Source organism: Achromobacter sp. 01N37, assembly GCF_056399725.1.
Genome location: NZ_JBFTRX010000012.1, coordinates 185,317 through 202,841 on the forward strand (window position 1 = coordinate 185,317; position 17,525 = coordinate 202,841).

Genomic DNA, 17,525 nt, shown 5'->3' on the forward strand with positions numbered 1-17,525 from the left:
GCCCGCTGCTTCCAACGGCTATTCCAACGACGCCGGATCAAGTTCCATACGCGCTTCGCGGCGATGCGCCATGTACGTCACGCCCCACATCACCACGCCCAGCAACAGCAGCCAGCCCGCCACCTGATACTGGATCACGTCACGGCCCGTCAGCGGCGTAACCAGGAACAGGCAGGCCGCCGCGCCCAGCCACGGAATGATGCGGTTGATGCGGAAGTGTTCGTGCTTGACCTTGTCGCGGCGCAGGACCAGCACCGCCACGTTGACGAAGGCGAACACACCCAGCAGCAGCAACGCGGTGGTGCCGCCCAGCGCGCGGATGGCTTCGGAGTCCGCCAGCGCCACCAGCACAATCAAGGCCAGCGCCAGCACGGTGGTGAACAGAATGGCCGTCCACGGCGTTTGGTTCTTGCGGTGCACGTGCGCCAGGAATGCCGGCAGCACGCCTTGGCGCGACATCCCATACAGCAGGCGGCTGGCCATCATCATGTTGATCAGCGCGGAGTTCGCTACCGCGAACATCGAGATGATGGGCATGATGTATTCCACCGGCAGATCGGGGGCTGCGCGCTTGACCACCAGCACCAGCGGCGTCGAGCTCTTGGCCAGCTCGCCCACCGGCACCAGCGCCACGGCGCAGATCGACACCAGCGTGTAGATCACGGCAGTCAGGCCCAGGCCGGTCAGCATCACCTTCGGAAAAATGCGGCTGGGGTTATGCGTTTCTTCGGCCATGTTGACCGAGTCCTCGAAGCCGACCATGGCGAAGAAGGCGAGCGCGGTGGCCGACGTCACCGCCAGGAACACGCTCTTGTCTTCCGGCGTGTCGAACGCGATCACGCGAGAGAAATCCGCCTTTCCTTCCGACATGGCGTAGAAGCCCAGCAAGATCACCATCAGCAGGCCAGACAATTCGATCAGCGTCAGCACCACATTCGCTTTGACGCTTTCGGCCGCGCCGCGCAGGTTCACCAGCATCACCAGCAGCATGAAGCCCAGCGCGCCGAACGTAATCCACGCCTTGTCGGCCTTGATGCCGAACGCGGCGAACAGGTTGGCGGCGAACGCCTGCGAGGCCGTGGCCGCGGACGTCAGGCCCGAACACATGACGGTGAAGCAGACGATGAAGGTCAGGAAGTGCACGCCAAACGCCTTGTGCACATACAGTGCCGCGCCGGCCGCTTTGGGGTACTTGGTGACGAGTTCCAGATAGGACAGCGCGGTCAGCAACGCCACCGCGAACGCCACCAGAAAGGGCACCCAGGCCGCGCCGCCCACTTCGGCGGCGACCTGTCCGGTCAGTGCATACACACCGGTGCCAAGGATGTCGCCCACGATGAACAACAACAACAGCTTGGGACCCATCACGCGCTTGAGCGGGGCGTGTCCATCTTGCTGGACTGGGCTTTTCGTTTCGTTTGTAGCCAAGGTCCTTCTCCTCTTTCTTGGACTTGGGGGAGTCGACCCGAAAAGTCTAAGGGGAGGAGGTTGCGGACGATGCTACAGCGGTGCAACGAAATGTCTTAGTTGTTGGGATTCGTTGGCGCGAGCGCCGGTGGCAGCTTGCGCAGCGTGGCGGGCRTGCGCGATAGCTTGATAGGCGAGCCCACGCCTTGGTAGTCGCCGTGTTGCAGCACCATGCCGCGATGCTTCGTGTGCGGATGCGCAAGCGCTTGGTCCACCGTTTGCACGGCCGCTGCCGGCACGCCCGCCCGCAGCAGGCGGTCGGCCAGTTCCGCGGCGTTCTGGCCCGCCAGCAAGGCGGACAATTCGTCGCGCAGTGCTTGCCGGTTTTGCAGACGATCAGCGTTGTGGGCGTAGCGTGCATCAGCCGCGAGCGCCGGCGCTTCAAGCACCTGCGCCAACTGCGCGAACTGGCGGTTGTTGCCCACGGCCAGGAAGATCGGGCCGCTGGCGGTGGGCAGCGTTTCGTAGGGCGCGATGTTCGGATGCGCATTGCCGCTGCGCTTGGGAACCTTGCCGCTGTAGAAGTAATTGGGGGCGTGCGGATGCAGCAGCGACAGCGCGCAGTCGTACAGCGTGATGTCCAGGAATTGGCCCAGGCCGCTGCGGGTGCGCTCGTTCAAGGCCAGCAGAATGGCGACGGCCGCGTTCAGCCCGGTCACCATGTCTACCACCGGCAGGCCGACGCGGGTAGCCTCGCCATCCGCTTCGCCGTTCACGCTCATCAGGCCGCACATGGCTTGCGCGCAGGCGTCATAACCCGGCAGGCCGCCCAGCGGGCCATCGGCCCCGAAGCCGCTGACGCGGCAATGGATCAGCTTGGGGAAGGCCTGGCTTAGCGTGTCAAAACCCAAGCCCCATTTTTCCAGCGTGCCGGGCTTGAAGTTTTCAACCAGCACGTCGGCATCGGCCAGCAGATGGCGCAGCAATTCCTGGCCTGCGGGTTGAGACAAGTCCAGCGTCATGCCTTCCTTGTTGCGGTTCACACCAATGAAGTACGACGCCGTGTCGCCCAGAAAGGGCGGGCCCCATCCACGCGTTTCGTCGCCGCCGGGCGGCTCGATCTTCAGCACGTCGGCGCCGTGGTCGGCCAGAATCTGCGTGCAATACGGGCCGCCCAACACGCGGGACAGGTCGATCACTTTGCACCCGGCAAGCGCGCCGGCATTCGGTAGGGTGGGGGCCATGGGGTTCAGCTTCAGTCGATGGAAACGTTGGCGCTCTTGATGAGCTCGCGCCACTTGGGGACTTCGGTGGTGATGAAGGCGGACAGGCCTTGCGGCGATTGGTCCTGCGCTTCGACGATGCCTTGCGAGTGCAGCGTCTGCTTGATGCCCGGGTCCGCCAGCGCGGTCTTGAAGGCTTGGTTCAAGGTGTCCACCACGTCAGCCGGCGTGCCCTTGGGCGCGACGATGCCGAAGAAGACGCTGACGTCATAGCCTTTCAGCCCTTGCTCGGACAAGGTGGGCAGGTCGGGCAGGGCGTCGGAACGCTGCGCGCTGGCCAGGCCGATGGCGCGCAGCTTGCCGGCCTTGATGTAGGGCAGCGCGGTCAGGATGTCGGTGAACGACATCGACACCTGTCCGCCCAGCAAATCATTCAGCGCGGGGCCGGTGCCCTTGTACGGAATGTGCATGATCTGCGTGCCGGCCATCTGGTTGAACAGGATGCCCGCCAGATGCGACGACGCGCCGTTGCCGGACGACGCATAGCTGAGCTTGTCCGGATGCTGCTTGGCGTAGGCAATGAGCTCTGCTGCGTTGTTCACCGGCACCGACGGGTTCACGACCAGGATATTCGGCAGGTGACCCAGGCGGATGATGGGTGCGAAGCTGGTCTCGGGGTTATAGCCCTGGCGCTTGTACAGGCTGACGTTGATGGCCAGCGGCCCCGAGGTGCCGAACAGCAGCGTGTAGCCGTCTGGCTTGGCCGACGCCACGTATTCCGAGCCGATGTTGCCGCCCGCGCCGCTGCGGTTTTCAACAATGACGTTCTGCTTCAGGGGCTCGCGCAGTTTTTCAGCCAGCCGCCGCGCCATGGCGTCGGTGGGGCCGCCGGGCGGGAAGGGCACGATCAACGTGATCGGGCGGGCGGACGGGTAGGCGTCGGCCGCCAGCGCAGGCGTGGCCGGGGCGACGGCGGTGGCCGCCGCCAGCAGCAGGGGGGCGAAAAGGCGTTTCATGGTGGTGTCTCCTGTGTGGGGCGCGCCGGCTGTGCCGCCGGCGTCGGATTACAACGCGTATTGCAGAATGGTCTGGCAGGCCGCGCTTTCGTTGGGGGGAATGGCGTAGGGGTCGCGCGCCGCCAGGCGGTGCAGCAGCACCTGGTCAGCCAGTTGCGCGCGGGTTTCCAGGCCGGGGCCGGTGGCTTCCCAGCGCAGCGCAGCCATCGACACCGCGTGGTACAGCAGGGATGCGGCCTGACGCGCCAGTTCGGCATGGTCGCCTTGGGCTGCGTGGTCGGCCAGCGCAAAGCTCTTGTCCAGCGCCTGGGCTTGCAGATCAGCCAGCGCGGGCGGGCAGGGCACGCCATCGGCCAGCAGCTGGTTGATGTGGGCGCGCAGCGCGGGCAACGACCCTTCCTTCTTGATGGCGCGCAGCACGTCCAGCGCCACGATGTTGCTGGTGCCTTCCCAGATGGAACCCAGATGCGCGTCGCGCACCAGGCGCGGCTCGGTCCATTCCTCGATATAGCCGCAGCCGCCGCGCACTTCCATCGCGTCGCCCGTGACCTTGCGCGCATCGCGGCAGGCGCGGAACTTGATCAGCGGCGTCAGGATGCGGGCCAGCGCCGGGTCGGCCGTGCCGTGGTCCGCATCGGCCAGCGCACGCGCCGTCTGGAACATCACGCTGCGCGCCTGTTCGGCCCACACAGTCATCTTGACCAGCTGACGCTGCATCAGCGGCATATCGATCAGGCGTTTGCCGAAGGCGCGGCGGTTCTGCGAGACGAAAATCGCTTCGGTGACGGCGCGGCGCATCAGGCCGGCCGCGCGCATGCCGTTGGACAAGCGCGAGTTGTTGATCATGTCGGCCATGTGCTTGAAGCCGCGGCCGCGTTCGCCGACAAGCCACGCCACCGCGCCTTCCAGGCGGATTTCGCCGCTGGCCATCGAGCGCGTACCCAGCTTGTCTTTCAGGCGCAGGATGCGGTAGTGGTTGTGGCTGCCGTCGGCCAGGTCGCGCGGCAAGAGAAAGAGCGATACGCCCTTCAAACCGGCGTCGGGCTCGCTGCGTGCCAGCACCATCGCGAAGCCTGCGTCGGGGTTCGAGCAGAACCATTTGTCGCCATGAATGCGCCATGTGCCATCGGCTTGCGCTTCGGCCGTGACTTCGGTGGCGCTGACGTCCGACCCCGCGCCTTGTTCGGTCATGAACATGGCGCCTTGGCGCAGCGCGTCGAAATCTTGCGACGTGACTTGCGGCAACACGCGTTCGACCAGCGCGGGGTCACCGAACTTGCGCAAGGTGCGCGCCAGCGAATCCGTCATGCTGACCGGGCAGCACAGGCCGAATTCGGCTTGCACGAACAAGTGGCTCAACGCGTACTTGGCCGCGGCCGGCATGGGTTCCGGCCAGCCCAGCACGCCGCCGCGGTGCGACAGCGCGGCCAAGCCAAACTCGCTGTACGCCAGACGTTCAAGCTCGACATAGGCCGGGTGCTTGTCGATACGGGACTCATCGGTGCCGGCGCGGCTACGCACGGATAACGTGGGCGGATGCTTGTCGGCGGTGGCCGCCAATTCGTCCATGACGCCGCCCGCCAGCCCGCCCAGACGTTCCAGATGGGGCAACAGATGGGCGTACAGCTTGGGCGGCAGGTAGCGCTGGCTGAGCGCGGCCGCATAGGGGTCCGCGTTGAACAGGTTCAGGCCACGGGAATCGGGGACGGGGGTGGCGCCGACAGACGAAACAGCGGCGGGAACAGAGGTGGGGGCAGCGGTCTTCACGGGGGTATCCATGGCGGCATCCTGCGCAAAACGGGGGTGATTGGCCGATGGTGCGCGGATGGATTAATCTACGCAAATACCGTTTTCGTGTAGAACAATCCATAAAAAATATAGATTAAGGGGGAGACCATGGATCTGGACCCGCGCCTGTTGCGCTATTTCATTGCGGTGGCCGAAGAGCGCCACTTCAGCCGCGCCGCGCACCGCCTGCACATTTCCCAACCGCCGCTCAGCTACGCCATCCGCCAGCTTGAAGACAACGTCGGCGCACGCCTGCTGGCGCGCACCAGCCGCCATGTCGAGCTCACCGACGCCGGCCACGTGCTGTACCGCGAGGCGCTGACGCTGCTACGGCAAGCCGAAGAGGTGCGCACGCTGGTGCAGCGCGTGGATGCGGGCCTGCGTGGCCGGCTGCGTATCGGTTTTGTGGGGTCGATGCTGTATCGCGGCTTGCCCGCCTTGTTGAACGCGATGCGCGCCGAACTGCCGGATGTGGAGCACGTGCTGACCGAGCTGAACTCGCATGAGCAGATCGAGGCCGTGCGGCGGGGCGAACAGGACCTGGGCTTCATCCACGCCAACCCGGTGCCTGACGAAGTGCAGGCGCGTGACCTGATGGCCGAACCCTTCGTCGTCTGCCTGCCGGATTCCCATCCGCTGGCGGGCCGCCAATCGTTGCGCCTGGCCGAGCTGGCGGGCGACGATTTCGTGTTCTTCGCGCGCGCGGCATCGCCCAGCTATTACGAGACGGTGCTGTCGATGTGCGTGTCAGCCGGGTTCATGCCGGTGGTGCGGCACGAGGTGCGCCACTGGCTGAGCGTGGCGTCGCTGGTGTCGCAGGGTTTGGGGGTGTCGATCGTGCCGGCGTGCTTGTCGCGCAGCGGCTTGGCGGGCACGCGCTTCATCACGTTTGAGCACGAGGCGCGCTCGATCAGCCAGGTGATCTGGCCGGCCGAGGCGCGTTCGCCATTGCAGCACAAGGCAATGGCGCTGGTCGCAAACCAGTTTCCGTCGGTGGCTGCGGTGGCCGATGCTGCGGCGGCCGATGCTGCGGCAGGCGGTCCTGCGGCAGCTGATGCTGTGGCGCCCGGTGCCGCGGCCGGCTGAAGATCAGCGGAAGACGACGGTCTTGTTGCGGTTCAGCAGGATGCGGTGTTCCACATGGCTGCGCACGGCGCGCGACAGCACCAGCGATTCAATGTCGCTGCCGACCTGCGTCAGGTCTTGTGCAGTCATCGTGTGGTCGACGCGTTCGATGTCCTGATCAATGATCGGGCCTTCGTCCAGGTCAGACGTCACGTAGTGGGCGGTGGCGCCGATGATCTTCACGCCGCGCGCATGTGCCTGGTGATACGGGCGCGCGCCCTTGAAGCTGGGCAGGAAGCTGTGGTGGATGTTGATGGCGCGGCCATTCAGCGCGCGGCACATGTCCGCCGACAGAATCTGCATGTAGCGGGCCAGCACGACGAGATCCGTGTTGGACTGCTCGACGATCTTCAGCACCTGCTTTTCCTGTTCCGCCTTGGTCTCCGCCGTGACGGGCAGGTAGTGGAACGGGATGCCATAGGACGCGGCCAGCGCGGCGTAGTCGTTGTGGTTCGACACGATAGCGGCCACTTCGGCGTGCAAATGCCCGCTATGCACGCGAAACAGCAGGTCGTTCAGGCAGTGCCCTTGCTTGCTGACCATGATCAGCAGGCGTTCCTTGCGGCGCGCGTCATGCAGCTTCAGGTCCATGCCGTAATCGGCGGACAGCGTGTTCAGGCGGCCGCGCAGATCGTCAGCGGCCACGGCGGCCGGCAGGTCGAAGTGCACGCGCAGAAAGAACTGGCCCGTTTCCTCGTCGCCGAATTGCTGCGAATCCAGGATGTTGCAACCCAATTCGAACAACAGGCCGCTGACGCGGTAGACGATGCCCGTGCGGTCGGGGCAGGACAGGGTCAGGATGTAGTCGTTGTGCTGCATGGTGCGGGAATAGACCGAAGTAAGAATGAGGATAGGGGCGGAATCAGGCGGCCAGGCGCGCCACGGTTTCTTCCGCCAGGGCCAGGCTGGAGGTCAGCCCGGGGGATTCGATGCCAAACAGGTTCACCAGGCCGGGCACGCCATGCACGGCGGGGCCGGCAATGACAAAGTCGGCGGCGGGTTCGTGCGGACCCGAGATTTTCGGCCGGATGCCGGTGTAGCCGGGCGCCAGGGCGTTGTCGGGCAGTGCGGGCCAATAGCTGCGCACGGCGGCATAGAACACGTCGGCGCGCGCGGGGTCCAGCGTGTAGTCTTCCGTGCCGACCCATTCGGTATCGGGGCCAAACTTGGCTTGGCCACCCATGTCCAGCGTCAGGTGCACGCCCAGGCCGGCATGTTGCGGCACGGGGTAGATCAGGCGCGAAAACGGCGCGCGGCCAGACAGCGTGAAGTAGCTGCCCTTGCACAGATAGTCGGTGGGAATGCTGGCGGGCGGCACGCCGTCAATACGTCGGGCCAATGCCGGCGCCTGCAAGCCTGCCGAATTGATCAGCACGTTGCAGGTCAGGGTCATGGCTTCGTCGCCGCCGAATTGCAGTTCGAAGCCGCCTTCGGGCCGAACGCGGCCGGACACCAGCGGCGTATGGAAGACGAATTGGGCGCCCGCGTTTTCCGCATCGCCCTGGAACGACAACATCAGCGCGTGGCTGTCCACGATGCCGGTCGACGGCGACAACAGCGCGGCTGTGCATTGCAGCGCGGGCTCCAGGCGCATGGCCTCTTCGCCCGAAATGAATTGCAGGTCGTCCACGCCATTGGCGCGGGCGCGTTGGGCAATGCCTTCCAGTTGGGTGGCCTGGTCGCGGTCTGCCGCCACGATGAGCTTGCCCAGACGCTGATGCGGCACGCCGCGTTCGGCGCAGTACCCGTACAGCAGGTGCTTGCCGCGCACGCACAGGCGCGCCTTGAGACTGCCCGCCGGGTAATAGATGCCCGCGTGGATGACTTCGGAATTGCGCGAGCTGGTGCCGGTGCCGATGGCTTCCGTGGCTTCAGTCACGAGCACGTCGCGGCCGGACTGCGCCAGCGCGCGTGCAATCGCCAGGCCGACAACGCCCGCGCCGATGACGACGCAATCAATATCCACGCTCATGGGGCTTTCCTTTCGGATCGTGCGCCGGCGGGCGTCAGATCGAAGCCGCCCGCGTGGAAGACCAGGGGCGGCTCGGTGCTGTGACCGCAACGTTCCACCTCGCCCACCATGATGATGTGATCGCCTTCTTCGTAGCGGCTGCGGTTGCGGCATTCGAACCAGGCGGCGCAGTGGCCGTCCAGCATGGGCGTGCCGCCCGGCGCGTGGTGCACGGTCAAACCGGCGTAGCGGTCCGGCGTTTTGCCGGTCGCGAAGCGCCGCGCCAGTGCAATCTGCTCGGCGCTCAGCACGTTGACCACGTAGCGCTCGCACTGCTCAAACGCCGCTAGCGACGACGATGAGCGCGACAGGCTCCAGAGGATCAGCGGCGGGTTCAGCGATACCGAGTTGAACGAGCTGACCGTCAGCCCGATGGGGGCGCCATCAAGGCCGGCGGCCGTGACAACCGTTACGCCCGTGGCGTAACGGCCCAGCGCGGTGCGGAAAAAAGCGGCGTCAAAATCAGGGGAGGAGGCGGGCATGCAATCGTTAAGTCGGGCGGGCGCGCAGCGCGCCCGGCATCAAGGCGACAGGCGTTCGATCTTCCAGGACGAGCCGTCGGCGACATAGCGCAGCCGGTCGTGCAGGCGCGACGGCCTGCCTTGCCAGAATTCGATCGCGGTGGGCTTCAGGCGGTAACCGCCCCAGTGCGGCGGACGCGGCGGCTCTTCGCCGAAACGTTCGCGGAATTCTTTTTCGCGGGCTTCCAGCGCTTCACGGGTGATGGGTTGGCTCTGGGGCGAGGCCCAGGCGCCAATGCGCGAACCGGCCGGGCGGCTGTGATAGTAGGCGTCCGATTCCTCGGCCGCGACCTTTTCCACCACGCCTTCGATGCGGACCTGGCGTTCCAGCGGCTGCCAGAAGAACAGCAGGCTGGCGCGCGGTTCGGCCAGCAGGTCGTGGCCCTTGCGGGATTCGTAGTTGGTGAAGAACGTGAAACCGCGCTCGTCATAGCCCTTGATCAGGACGATGCGGGCGCTGGGCTGGCCCGAGGCGTCCACCGTAGCCAGGGTCATGGCGTTGGGCTCAGGCACCTTGGCAGCCAGCGCTTCGTCGAACCAGCGCGAAAACTGGTCGAACGGCGAGGCGGCGGCCTGGGATTCCAGCAGGACGTTCTTTTCGTAGCTTTGACGCAGATCAGAGACGGACATGAGGCGTGGGAGTCAGCGTTGATAACAGGGAGTTTATACCGCTTGGGCAATCCCTCCCTTATTGACCCCGCGCAGGTCTCAGGCAAGTTTCCGCCCGGGAGGGCGGGCCGGGGCTGCGGCGGGGGCCGCTCCCGGGTCATTCTTGGGCCGTTCTTGGGCTGTTCTTCGGCCGTTCTTCGGCCATTTTCCGATTTATGCGCCTTCTGGCAGCGTGTGCTCGTCGGCTTCCAGCATGCGGGCGATGGCGTCCAGGCGGGCGTCATGGATGCCGGCGGCGCGCAGCGCCTGGGCGGTTTGAACCACGTAATCGGTGCAGGGGCCGTAGCGGCCCGCGGCGCGGCGCACGATGGCCAGCAGCTCGGCGTCGGGCAGGGCGCGGATGTAGGCCGGGTTGTCCCGGTTCATGATGAAGACCAGCGCGCGGACGGTGCCGGCGTCGGTGGTGCAATTGATCCAGCGGGGCAGATAGGCGCCGGTGGACATCTCGCGTTCCCACAAGGCCGGGAAGTAGGTCGGCACCTGGCTGCCCGCCAGACGGTAGACCACGCCCCGGCAGGAGCCCCCGCGGTCCAGGCCGAACACCAGGCCCGGGCATTCCGGGGTGCCGCGGTTCACACGAGACCACAGGCACAGCGCCCGGTGATGACCGCGCAAGGTCGCCAGGCGGCGTTCCATGAAATCAAAGTCAGGGCGCCAGATCAGCGACCCGTATCCATACACCCAGACGTCTTCGCCCGACTGCCAGTGCCGCAGGGCCTCTTCCAGCGATGCCTGCCTTTCCTCTTGCGTCCACAGACGAAAGGGCAGGCTGGCGCCGGCAATGCCGGGTTCGGGGGGAGAGGACTGCATGTTCACGACTACGGATTCCGTTCAGACTCGAGCGGGGGGTTGCGATTGGCCCACCCTCCCGCCATCAGGGCCAGCGAATAGGCCCAGAACAACGGGGCAACGCCGATGACCGCACCCAGCGCGCCGAAGGTCAACGGCAGAGAAACCTGCGAGCCATTGATCAGCGCCATGCGCAATCCCACGGCTTCGGCCGCACGGCCGGGCGGGGAATGCTGGTGCAAGAGGGATAGCATACTCGGTTGGCAGCACCCCAACGCAAGCCCCAGAATGAACGACAGCACGATCAGGATGCTAACGTCGGTGAACAGCGGGTAAAGCATGAAGTCGATGGCGGCCGTTGCCATGGCCACGCGCACCAGCGTCCACGACCGCACCCGGCGCATGATCAGCGGCAATACCAGCCGGATGACGAACGTTGCCGCCGCGAACGACGCAAGAATGACGCCAATGGTGGTGGCCGACAGCCCGATCGCCACGCCAAAGATTGGCACCACGAACAAGTGCGTGTCCCACGCGCCCGACAAAATGGTGTTGACCATCAGGATGCGGCGCAAGGCGGGAACGGCCAGCAGTTCGGTCACGCGGCGGCGCTGGGCTTCCTTGGCGCCTGACAATTGCGAATCCACCGCCTTCAATTGGTGACGCAAGGCGTAAAGGCCGATGCCAGAGAGCAGCGGCCCCAGGGCCAGCAGGCCGAAGGCGGTGCGCGTACCCAGATGGTCAATCGCCAGCCCGGCGATCAGCGGGCCAGAAAACCCCGAACCCGCCAGCGCCAGAGACATGAATGAAAAGTTGCGCAGACGTTGCGCGGGTTCGGCGTGGCCCAGCAAGTCTTGCGTTGCGACCTGATGCAGCATGAAGCCGATACCGATACAGCACGAGGCAATCAGCAGCGCGACTTGCGTTTGCGAGATAAAGGGCAATGCGGTGCCGATGGCGACCAATGACGTCCCGATGACGAGCGGACGCACGATGCCGACCCGATCCACCCACCGACCCGCGCGCACCGAAAACAGCATCGGCAGCACCGCGAACACCGCGACCAGCGTGCCGACCTTGAACGTGGACAGCCCCATCTGCAACGCGGTCAGCGAGACGGTAATCCGTCCCCCTGTCAGCGCCACGTGATTCATCATTGCCAGCAGGCACAGCAGAACCGCCCCGGAAAATTCCGGGGAACTGGAAGGCGAGGAGGGGGATCTGTTGGAGGTAGACACGGCGTAACTGCGTTCATTCTGTGCGGATCATCGGCCTATGTCGAGGCGCGTTTATTTTGCGCTGCGGCAAATTGTTTCAGCGCGTGGCTACAAGATAGGCGCCATCTAGCGGCCAAGTCGTGTGCTTACGGCGCAAGATGGCGGCGCGTTCGCCGCACGTTCGCGCCATGTGCGGGCGCGGGGTTGCATGCTTGCGCCGATGACGTTGTATCGTTCTCGCAACGGAACAATTGGCTGGCTGTTTTAAGGCTGGACACCGCTTTACTGTTTTTCACCGTTTCGCCACACATAGGCCATCGTTTGGCCGGCACGCCCGTTTAGGATGGGCAGCTAAGTTTCGCAATACGGGCGGGGGCTCGCGCCTCGCCGCTTCTTACCAGGTTCAATGAAAAAGTCCCGCAGCAAGTTCAAGCGTTATGCGCTGATCGCCGTCGTCGTTCTGTTAGTGGCCCTGGGCCTGCGCGCCGTCTTCTTCTCGGCGCCGCCGCCGCCCACCTTCGCGGTGGCCGAAGTATCGCGGGCCAATCTGGAAGACAGCGTGCTGGCCAGCGGCACCATCGACGCCATTGAACGCGTCAGCGTGGGCGCTCAGGCAACCGGCCAGTTGAAGTCCCTGAAAGTGGAACTGGGCGATCGCGTCAAGAAAGGCCAGCTGGTGGCCGAGATTGACGACCTGACCCAGCAGAACGAATTGCGCAACGCCGAAGCGGCCTTGCAGACCCGCCGCGCCGAACGCGCCGCCAAGGTCGCCACGTTGAAGCAGGCCGAACTCGCCTTCAAGCGCCAGCGCCAGATGCTGGCCGCCGACGCCAGTTCGCGCGAAGCCTATGAAACCGCCGAAGCCACGCTGGCCGTGACCCGCGCCGAAATCGCGTCGCTGGACGCGCAGATTGCACAGGCCGAGATCCAGGTCGACACCGCTCGCGTCAACCTGGGCTATACGCGCATCGTGTCGCCCATCGACGGCATGGTGGTAGCGGTGGTGACGAAGGAAGGCCAGACGGTGAACTCGATCCAAAGCGCGCCCACCATCATCAAGGTGGCGCAAGTGGACACGATGACGATCAAGGCGCAAATCTCGGAAGCCGACGTCACCCGCGTGAAGGCCGGGCTGCCCGTGTACTTCACCATTCTGGGCGAACCTGACCAGCGCTATCACGCGACCTTGCGCGCGGTGGAACCCGCGCCGGACTCCATCCAGAAAGACGACGCGACCACGTCGCTGACCTCGTCCAGCAGCTCTTCGACGACGGCCGCCGTCTATTACAACGGCCTGTTCGACGTGCCCAACCCCGACGAAAAGCTGCGCATCTCGATGACGGCCCAGGTCTTCATCGTGCTGGGCGAAGCCAAGGATGCGGTGGTGGTACCGGCCTCGGCGCTGGGCAAGCGCGGCGAAGACGGCCGCTATGCGGTGCGCGTGGTCGGCAAAGACAACAAGACCGAGGTGCGCCACGTCAAGATCGGCATGAACAACAACGTGCAGGCGCAGGTGCTGGAAGGACTTGAGGTGGGCGAGCGCGTCGTGTCGGCGGACTCCGCGCCGGTGGCGGCCGCGACGCAACCCGGCCCGCCGCCGGGAGCCTGACATGAGCGGGCCGTTGATCTCGCTCTCTGGCGTGCGCCGGGAGTTTCCCGCGGGTGACCAGACGATTGCCGTCCTGAAGGACATCAACCTGACCATCGAGGCAGGCGAAATGGTGGCCATCGTGGGCGCGTCCGGCTCGGGCAAGTCCACCTTGATGAACATCTTGGGCTGCCTGGACCGCCCGACCCGGGGCGACTACCAGGTCAGCGGCCGCAGCACGGGCGAGCTGGACCCGGACGAACTGGCCGAACTGCGCCGCGAGCATTTCGGCTTCATCTTCCAGCGCTATCACCTGTTGTCAGACCTGACCGCGTTGGGCAACGTGGAAATGCCGGCCGTCTACGCCGGCAAACGGCGCGAGGCGCGGCTGGACCGCGCCGAAGAACTGCTCAAGCGGCTGGGGCTGGGCGACCGGTCTGAACACCGGCCCGGCCAGTTGTCGGGCGGCCAGCAGCAGCGCGTGAGTATTGCGCGCGCGCTGATGAACGGCGGCGACATCATCCTGGCCGACGAGCCCACCGGCGCGCTGGACACGCACACGGGCCAGGAAGTGCTGCGCATCCTGGAAGAATTGAACGCGGCCGGCCACACCATCATCATCGTCACGCACGATATGAATGTGGCGCGGCATGCGCAACGCATCATCGAGATCAGCGACGGCGAAATCGTTGCCGACAAGCGCAACCCCGACGCGCCGCACCGCGACGTGGTCCGCGATGACGCGCCGCCCCTGCCCAAGCGGCCGGCCTGGCAGTCGTACCTGGACCGTTGCGGCGAAGCCTTGCGCATGGCGCTGCTGGCGATGAACGCGCACCGGCTGCGCACGTCGCTGACCATGTTGGGCATCATCATCGGCATCGCCGCGGTGGTGTCGGTGGTGGCGCTGGGCGAAGGCTCGCGGCGCAAGATCCTGGAAGACATCAGCGCCATTGGCACCAACACGGTCGAGGTGTTTCCGGGCAAGGACTTCGGCGACGAGAAGGCCGTCAACATCCGCACGCTGGTCGCCGCCGACGCCGACGCGCTGGCCCGTGAACCCTATGTAGACAGCGTCACCCCCGAAGTGGCCACCAGCAACACGCTGCGCTATCGCAACGTGTCGGTGAACGGGTCGATCCAGGGCGTGGGCGAACAGTACTTCCGCGTGCGAGCCATCCAGCTTGAAAAAGGCAAGTTCTTCGATGAGACGAGTGTGGTGCGCCGGGCGCAGGAAGTCGTCATCGATGACGGCACACGGCGCGCGCTGTTTGGTTCACACACTGAGCCGATCGGGCAGGTGGTGTTCCTGGGGTCGATGCCCGCGCGCGTGATTGGCGTCACGGCGAAGAAGGAATCTGTCTTTGGCAACAACGAATCGCTGAACGTTTGGATTCCCTACACGACGGCGCTGTCGCGCGTGCTGGGCCAGCAGCATCTGAAGAGCATCACGGTGCGTGTCAACGACGCGACGCCGCCCGCCGCCGCCGAGAAGGCCATCGAACGCGTGCTGATGCGGCGCCACGTCGTGAAGGATTTCTTCGTCTTCAACACGGACGCCATTCGCAAGACCATCGAACGCACCACCGCCACGATGACCTTGCTGGTGTCGCTGATTGCGCTGATCTCGCTGATGGTGGGCGGCATTGGCGTGATGAACATCATGCTGGTGTCCGTGACCGAACGCACTCGCGAGATCGGGGTGCGGATGGCGGTGGGCGCGCGGCGCAGCGACATCATGCAGCAGTTCCTGATCGAAGCGGTGCTGGTCTGCTTGATCGGCGGGGCGCTGGGCATCATTCTGTCGCTGGCGTTGGGTGTGCTGGTGTCCAAGGCCACGGGCGGCTCGTTCCAGATGATTTATTCCACGGCATCGATGGTGGCGGCATTCACGTGCTCGACTTTGATCGGTGTGCTTTTTGGTTATTTGCCGGCGCGCAACGCGGCGCGCCTGGACCCCGTCGAGGCCTTGGCCCGGGAATGAGGACGATGAAAGCGGTTTCCCTGATCTGCAAACCCGTCGCCCTGGCGCTGCTGCTGGCGCTGGGCGGTTGCGGCAGCCTGCTGCGCAGCGACTACGAACCCCCGCTGACGCAGGCGCCCGCGGCGTGGACGTATGGTTCAGCGGCCAACACCAATGCGCCGTTGGCGGAAGGCGGCGCCTGGTGGCGTAACTTCAATGACCCGGTGCTGGATGGCCTGATCGACGCAGTGCTGGCGCGCAACAACGACCTGGCCGCTGCCGCCATCCGTGTCCGTCGCGCGCAATATCAGGCGGGGCTGACCGAAGACAAGTTGATTCCGCAACTGGGCGGCGACGCCAACGTCACGCGCGTTCGCAATCTGTATGGCGATCGCAGCATCACGCGCACCAACCAAGCCGAGCTGACGGTCAGTTACGAGGTCGACCTGTGGGGCAAGCTGTCCCGCCAGCGCGACGCGGCGCAATGGGAAGCGCTGGCCACCGAAGAAGACCGCCAGTCGGCGGCGTTGTCCCTGGTGGGCACCACCGCGACCTTGTATTGGCAGACGGCCTTCATCAACCAGCGCATCGCCAGCAGCGAAGAGAGCATCGCGTATGCACGCCGCACGCAGGACCTGGTGCGCGCGCAATACGCGGCGGGTGGCGCATCGGCGCTGGAGCTTGCCGAAGCCGAGCAAACCGTCGCCAGCCAACAAGCCGCGCATACGCTGCTGGTGCAGCAGCGCGTGGAATACACGAACGCGCTGACGATTCTGTTCGATGGCCCGCCAGACCGCAGCATGGCCGACCCGGCCCGCCTGCCGCAATACCCGCTGCCCGAAGCGCGCGCGGGCGTTCCGGCTGATCTGCTGGGCCGCCGCCCCGACTTGCGAGCCGCCGAGTTGCGCTTGCGCGAAGCGTTGGCCACGGTTGACGCGACGCGCGCCAGTTTCTACCCGCCCGTGACGCTGACCGGCGCGGTAGGCAGCGCGAGTCCGACGTTGTCGAACGTGCTGCAAAACCCGATCGCAACGCTGGGCGTAGGCCTGACACTGCCGTTCCTGCAATGGAACCAGATGCAGCTGAACATCAAGATCTCGAAGGCAGACTACGAAGAACGCGTCGTCAGCTTCCGGCAGTCGTTGTACCAGGCGATGGCGGACGTGGAGAACGCGCTGTCGAACCGGACGCAGCTGGCGTTGCAGGCGGAGCAACTGGCAGTGTCGTTACGGGCGGCGCGGGAAGCGGAACGCTTGTACGAGGTCCGGTATCGGGCGGGCGCGGTGTCGTTGAAGGACTGGCTGGACGCGCAGGAGAAGCGGCGGACGGCGGAGATTGCGAGGGATGAAAATGGCTTGAATCGGTTGGTGAATCAGGTGACGGTTTACCGAGCGTTAGGGGGGGATGATTTGGTGGCTCGTGGTGGTGGTGTGGGTTCTTAAGACGCCCGTGACGTCGGGGGCCTGGGGTGCGCGGGGCAACGATTGCGGTCCGGAGCCTTCGCTCCGGACTGCCCCGTTGTCATCTTCGTCCAGGCCTTCGGCCTTCCCTTCAGATTCCCTCGGGCTTATCGACGCCCCGCGCACCCCAGGCCCCCGACGCCACGGGCTCCGTCAGTTGCAATCTCACGGTAACTGGGGCGGTCGGGGTTCTTGAGGTTCTCGCCACCGGAATTTGAGTGGTGGAAGATCTTGCGGGGCCTGCTCCATGCCGGCCGCGCGGGCGGCCTTTTGGAGCTTACGCGTCGTGGTGCGTCGTCGCGGTGTTCGCTTCGCGTGTGGCTGAATTGCCGCGCTTCACCTGTTCGGCGAGGTATGGCCATCGGTTGGAGGGCATTCCTGCGAGGCTCGGCCATCGAATGAATGGCGCTCCCTAGCAGGCACGGCCATCAGTTGAACTCCGGTGCGGTGGCGCGCGACGGGTCGGCACGCGCAAGGCAGTGGCGGATGCGCGCCACCCCTCTGCCTCCCCCCAAATGTGCGGGGACCATAAGAAAACCACTCTCCATATTCGCGAAAGCGACCACCGCCCAAACGACCACCACCGCGTATGCCGAGTAAGGCCGCCCGCGCGGCCGGCACTCGGCGGGCCCCGCAGCACTCGTGGCTAAGGCACACCCTAGCAGCGCGACATGCCAAGACAGCGGCAGCCCGTCGGCGCGGTGGCCCTGACTGCGCGCAACCTCGATGCGCCCGAGGGAATCTGAAGGGA

At 65.4% G+C, this 17,525-nt stretch carries 14 protein-coding genes; 4 read left to right on the forward strand and 10 right to left on the reverse strand.

Translation table 11 applies throughout. The annotated features are described in order from the left end of the window. Positions 1-18: 18 nt before the first annotated feature. From AC1DSJ_RS22885 to AC1DSJ_RS22900, 4 genes are all read right to left on the reverse strand, one after another. The gene (locus AC1DSJ_RS22885; protein ID WP_175170776.1) at positions 19-1,428 is read right to left on the reverse strand and encodes an APC family permease; all 1,410 of its coding nucleotides are present in this window, start codon (positions 1,426-1,428) and stop codon (positions 19-21) included. A 95-nt stretch (positions 1,429-1,523) separates the two neighbouring features. Next, complete coding sequence (locus AC1DSJ_RS22890; RefSeq protein WP_476760397.1) at positions 1,524-2,651, reverse strand: CaiB/BaiF CoA transferase family protein; 1,128 nt, start codon at positions 2,649-2,651, stop codon at positions 1,524-1,526. A gap of 11 nt (positions 2,652-2,662) precedes the next feature. Further along, positions 2,663-3,646 (reverse strand): Bug family tripartite tricarboxylate transporter substrate binding protein, encoded by a 984-nt coding sequence (locus tag AC1DSJ_RS22895; protein WP_441370531.1) that lies wholly within the window; start codon positions 3,644-3,646, stop codon positions 2,663-2,665. A 48-nt stretch (positions 3,647-3,694) separates the two neighbouring features. Further along, complete coding sequence (locus AC1DSJ_RS22900; RefSeq protein WP_441370532.1) at positions 3,695-5,425, reverse strand: acyl-CoA dehydrogenase family protein; 1,731 nt, start codon at positions 5,423-5,425, stop codon at positions 3,695-3,697. 117 nt (positions 5,426-5,542) lie between these two features. Here AC1DSJ_RS22900 and AC1DSJ_RS22905 point away from each other — a divergent pair, with 117 nt between their 5' ends. Further along, on the forward strand, positions 5,543-6,520 hold the full coding sequence (locus tag AC1DSJ_RS22905; RefSeq protein WP_441370533.1) for a LysR family transcriptional regulator: 978 nt from the start codon (positions 5,543-5,545) through the stop codon (positions 6,518-6,520). A 3-nt stretch (positions 6,521-6,523) separates the two neighbouring features. Here AC1DSJ_RS22905 and purU read toward each other — a convergent pair whose 3' ends face one another. From purU to AC1DSJ_RS22935, 6 genes are all read right to left on the reverse strand, one after another. Continuing rightward, positions 6,524-7,378 carry a formyltetrahydrofolate deformylase gene (purU, locus tag AC1DSJ_RS22910; protein ID WP_054420600.1) on the reverse strand — a complete coding sequence of 285 codons (855 nt, stop codon included), beginning with the start codon at positions 7,376-7,378 and terminating at the stop codon, positions 6,524-6,526. 43 nt (positions 7,379-7,421) lie between these two features. Then, positions 7,422-8,531, reverse strand: coding sequence for an NAD(P)/FAD-dependent oxidoreductase (locus AC1DSJ_RS22915; protein WP_441370534.1), 1,110 nt, complete (start codon positions 8,529-8,531; stop codon positions 7,422-7,424). Continuing rightward, complete coding sequence (locus AC1DSJ_RS22920) at positions 8,528-9,052, reverse strand: flavin reductase family protein (RefSeq protein ID WP_054420602.1); 525 nt, start codon at positions 9,050-9,052, stop codon at positions 8,528-8,530. The genes AC1DSJ_RS22915 and AC1DSJ_RS22920 overlap by 4 nt, the downstream gene beginning before the upstream one ends. A gap of 39 nt (positions 9,053-9,091) precedes the next feature. After that, positions 9,092-9,721: a pyridoxamine 5'-phosphate oxidase gene (gene pdxH / locus AC1DSJ_RS22925; protein WP_054420603.1), complete on the reverse strand. Its 630-nt coding sequence runs from the start codon at positions 9,719-9,721 to the stop codon at positions 9,092-9,094. Positions 9,722-9,913: 192 nt separating this feature from the next. Further along, positions 9,914-10,576 (reverse strand): gamma-glutamylcyclotransferase, encoded by a 663-nt coding sequence (locus AC1DSJ_RS22930; RefSeq protein ID WP_054420604.1) that lies wholly within the window; start codon positions 10,574-10,576, stop codon positions 9,914-9,916. A gap of 2 nt (positions 10,577-10,578) precedes the next feature. Beyond that, a complete protein-coding gene (locus AC1DSJ_RS22935; protein WP_175170780.1) occupies positions 10,579-11,787 on the reverse strand; it encodes an MFS transporter in 1,209 nt (402 codons plus the stop codon). A 385-nt stretch (positions 11,788-12,172) separates the two neighbouring features. Between AC1DSJ_RS22935 and AC1DSJ_RS22940 the strand changes: the two genes are divergently transcribed. The 3 genes from AC1DSJ_RS22940 to AC1DSJ_RS22950 are packed head-to-tail and all read left to right on the forward strand — an operon-like array spanning position 12,173 to position 16,756. After that, positions 12,173-13,375, forward strand: a complete 1,203-nt coding sequence (locus AC1DSJ_RS22940; protein WP_441370535.1) for an efflux RND transporter periplasmic adaptor subunit — start codon at positions 12,173-12,175, stop codon at positions 13,373-13,375. Between the two features lies 1 nt (position 13,376). Continuing rightward, positions 13,377-15,335, forward strand: coding sequence for a MacB family efflux pump subunit (locus AC1DSJ_RS22945; RefSeq protein ID WP_054420606.1), 1,959 nt, complete (start codon positions 13,377-13,379; stop codon positions 15,333-15,335). Positions 15,336-15,340: 5 nt separating this feature from the next. Then, positions 15,341-16,756, forward strand: coding sequence for an efflux transporter outer membrane subunit (locus AC1DSJ_RS22950; RefSeq protein WP_441370536.1), 1,416 nt, complete (start codon positions 15,341-15,343; stop codon positions 16,754-16,756). The last annotated feature ends 769 nt before the right edge of the window (positions 16,757-17,525 follow it).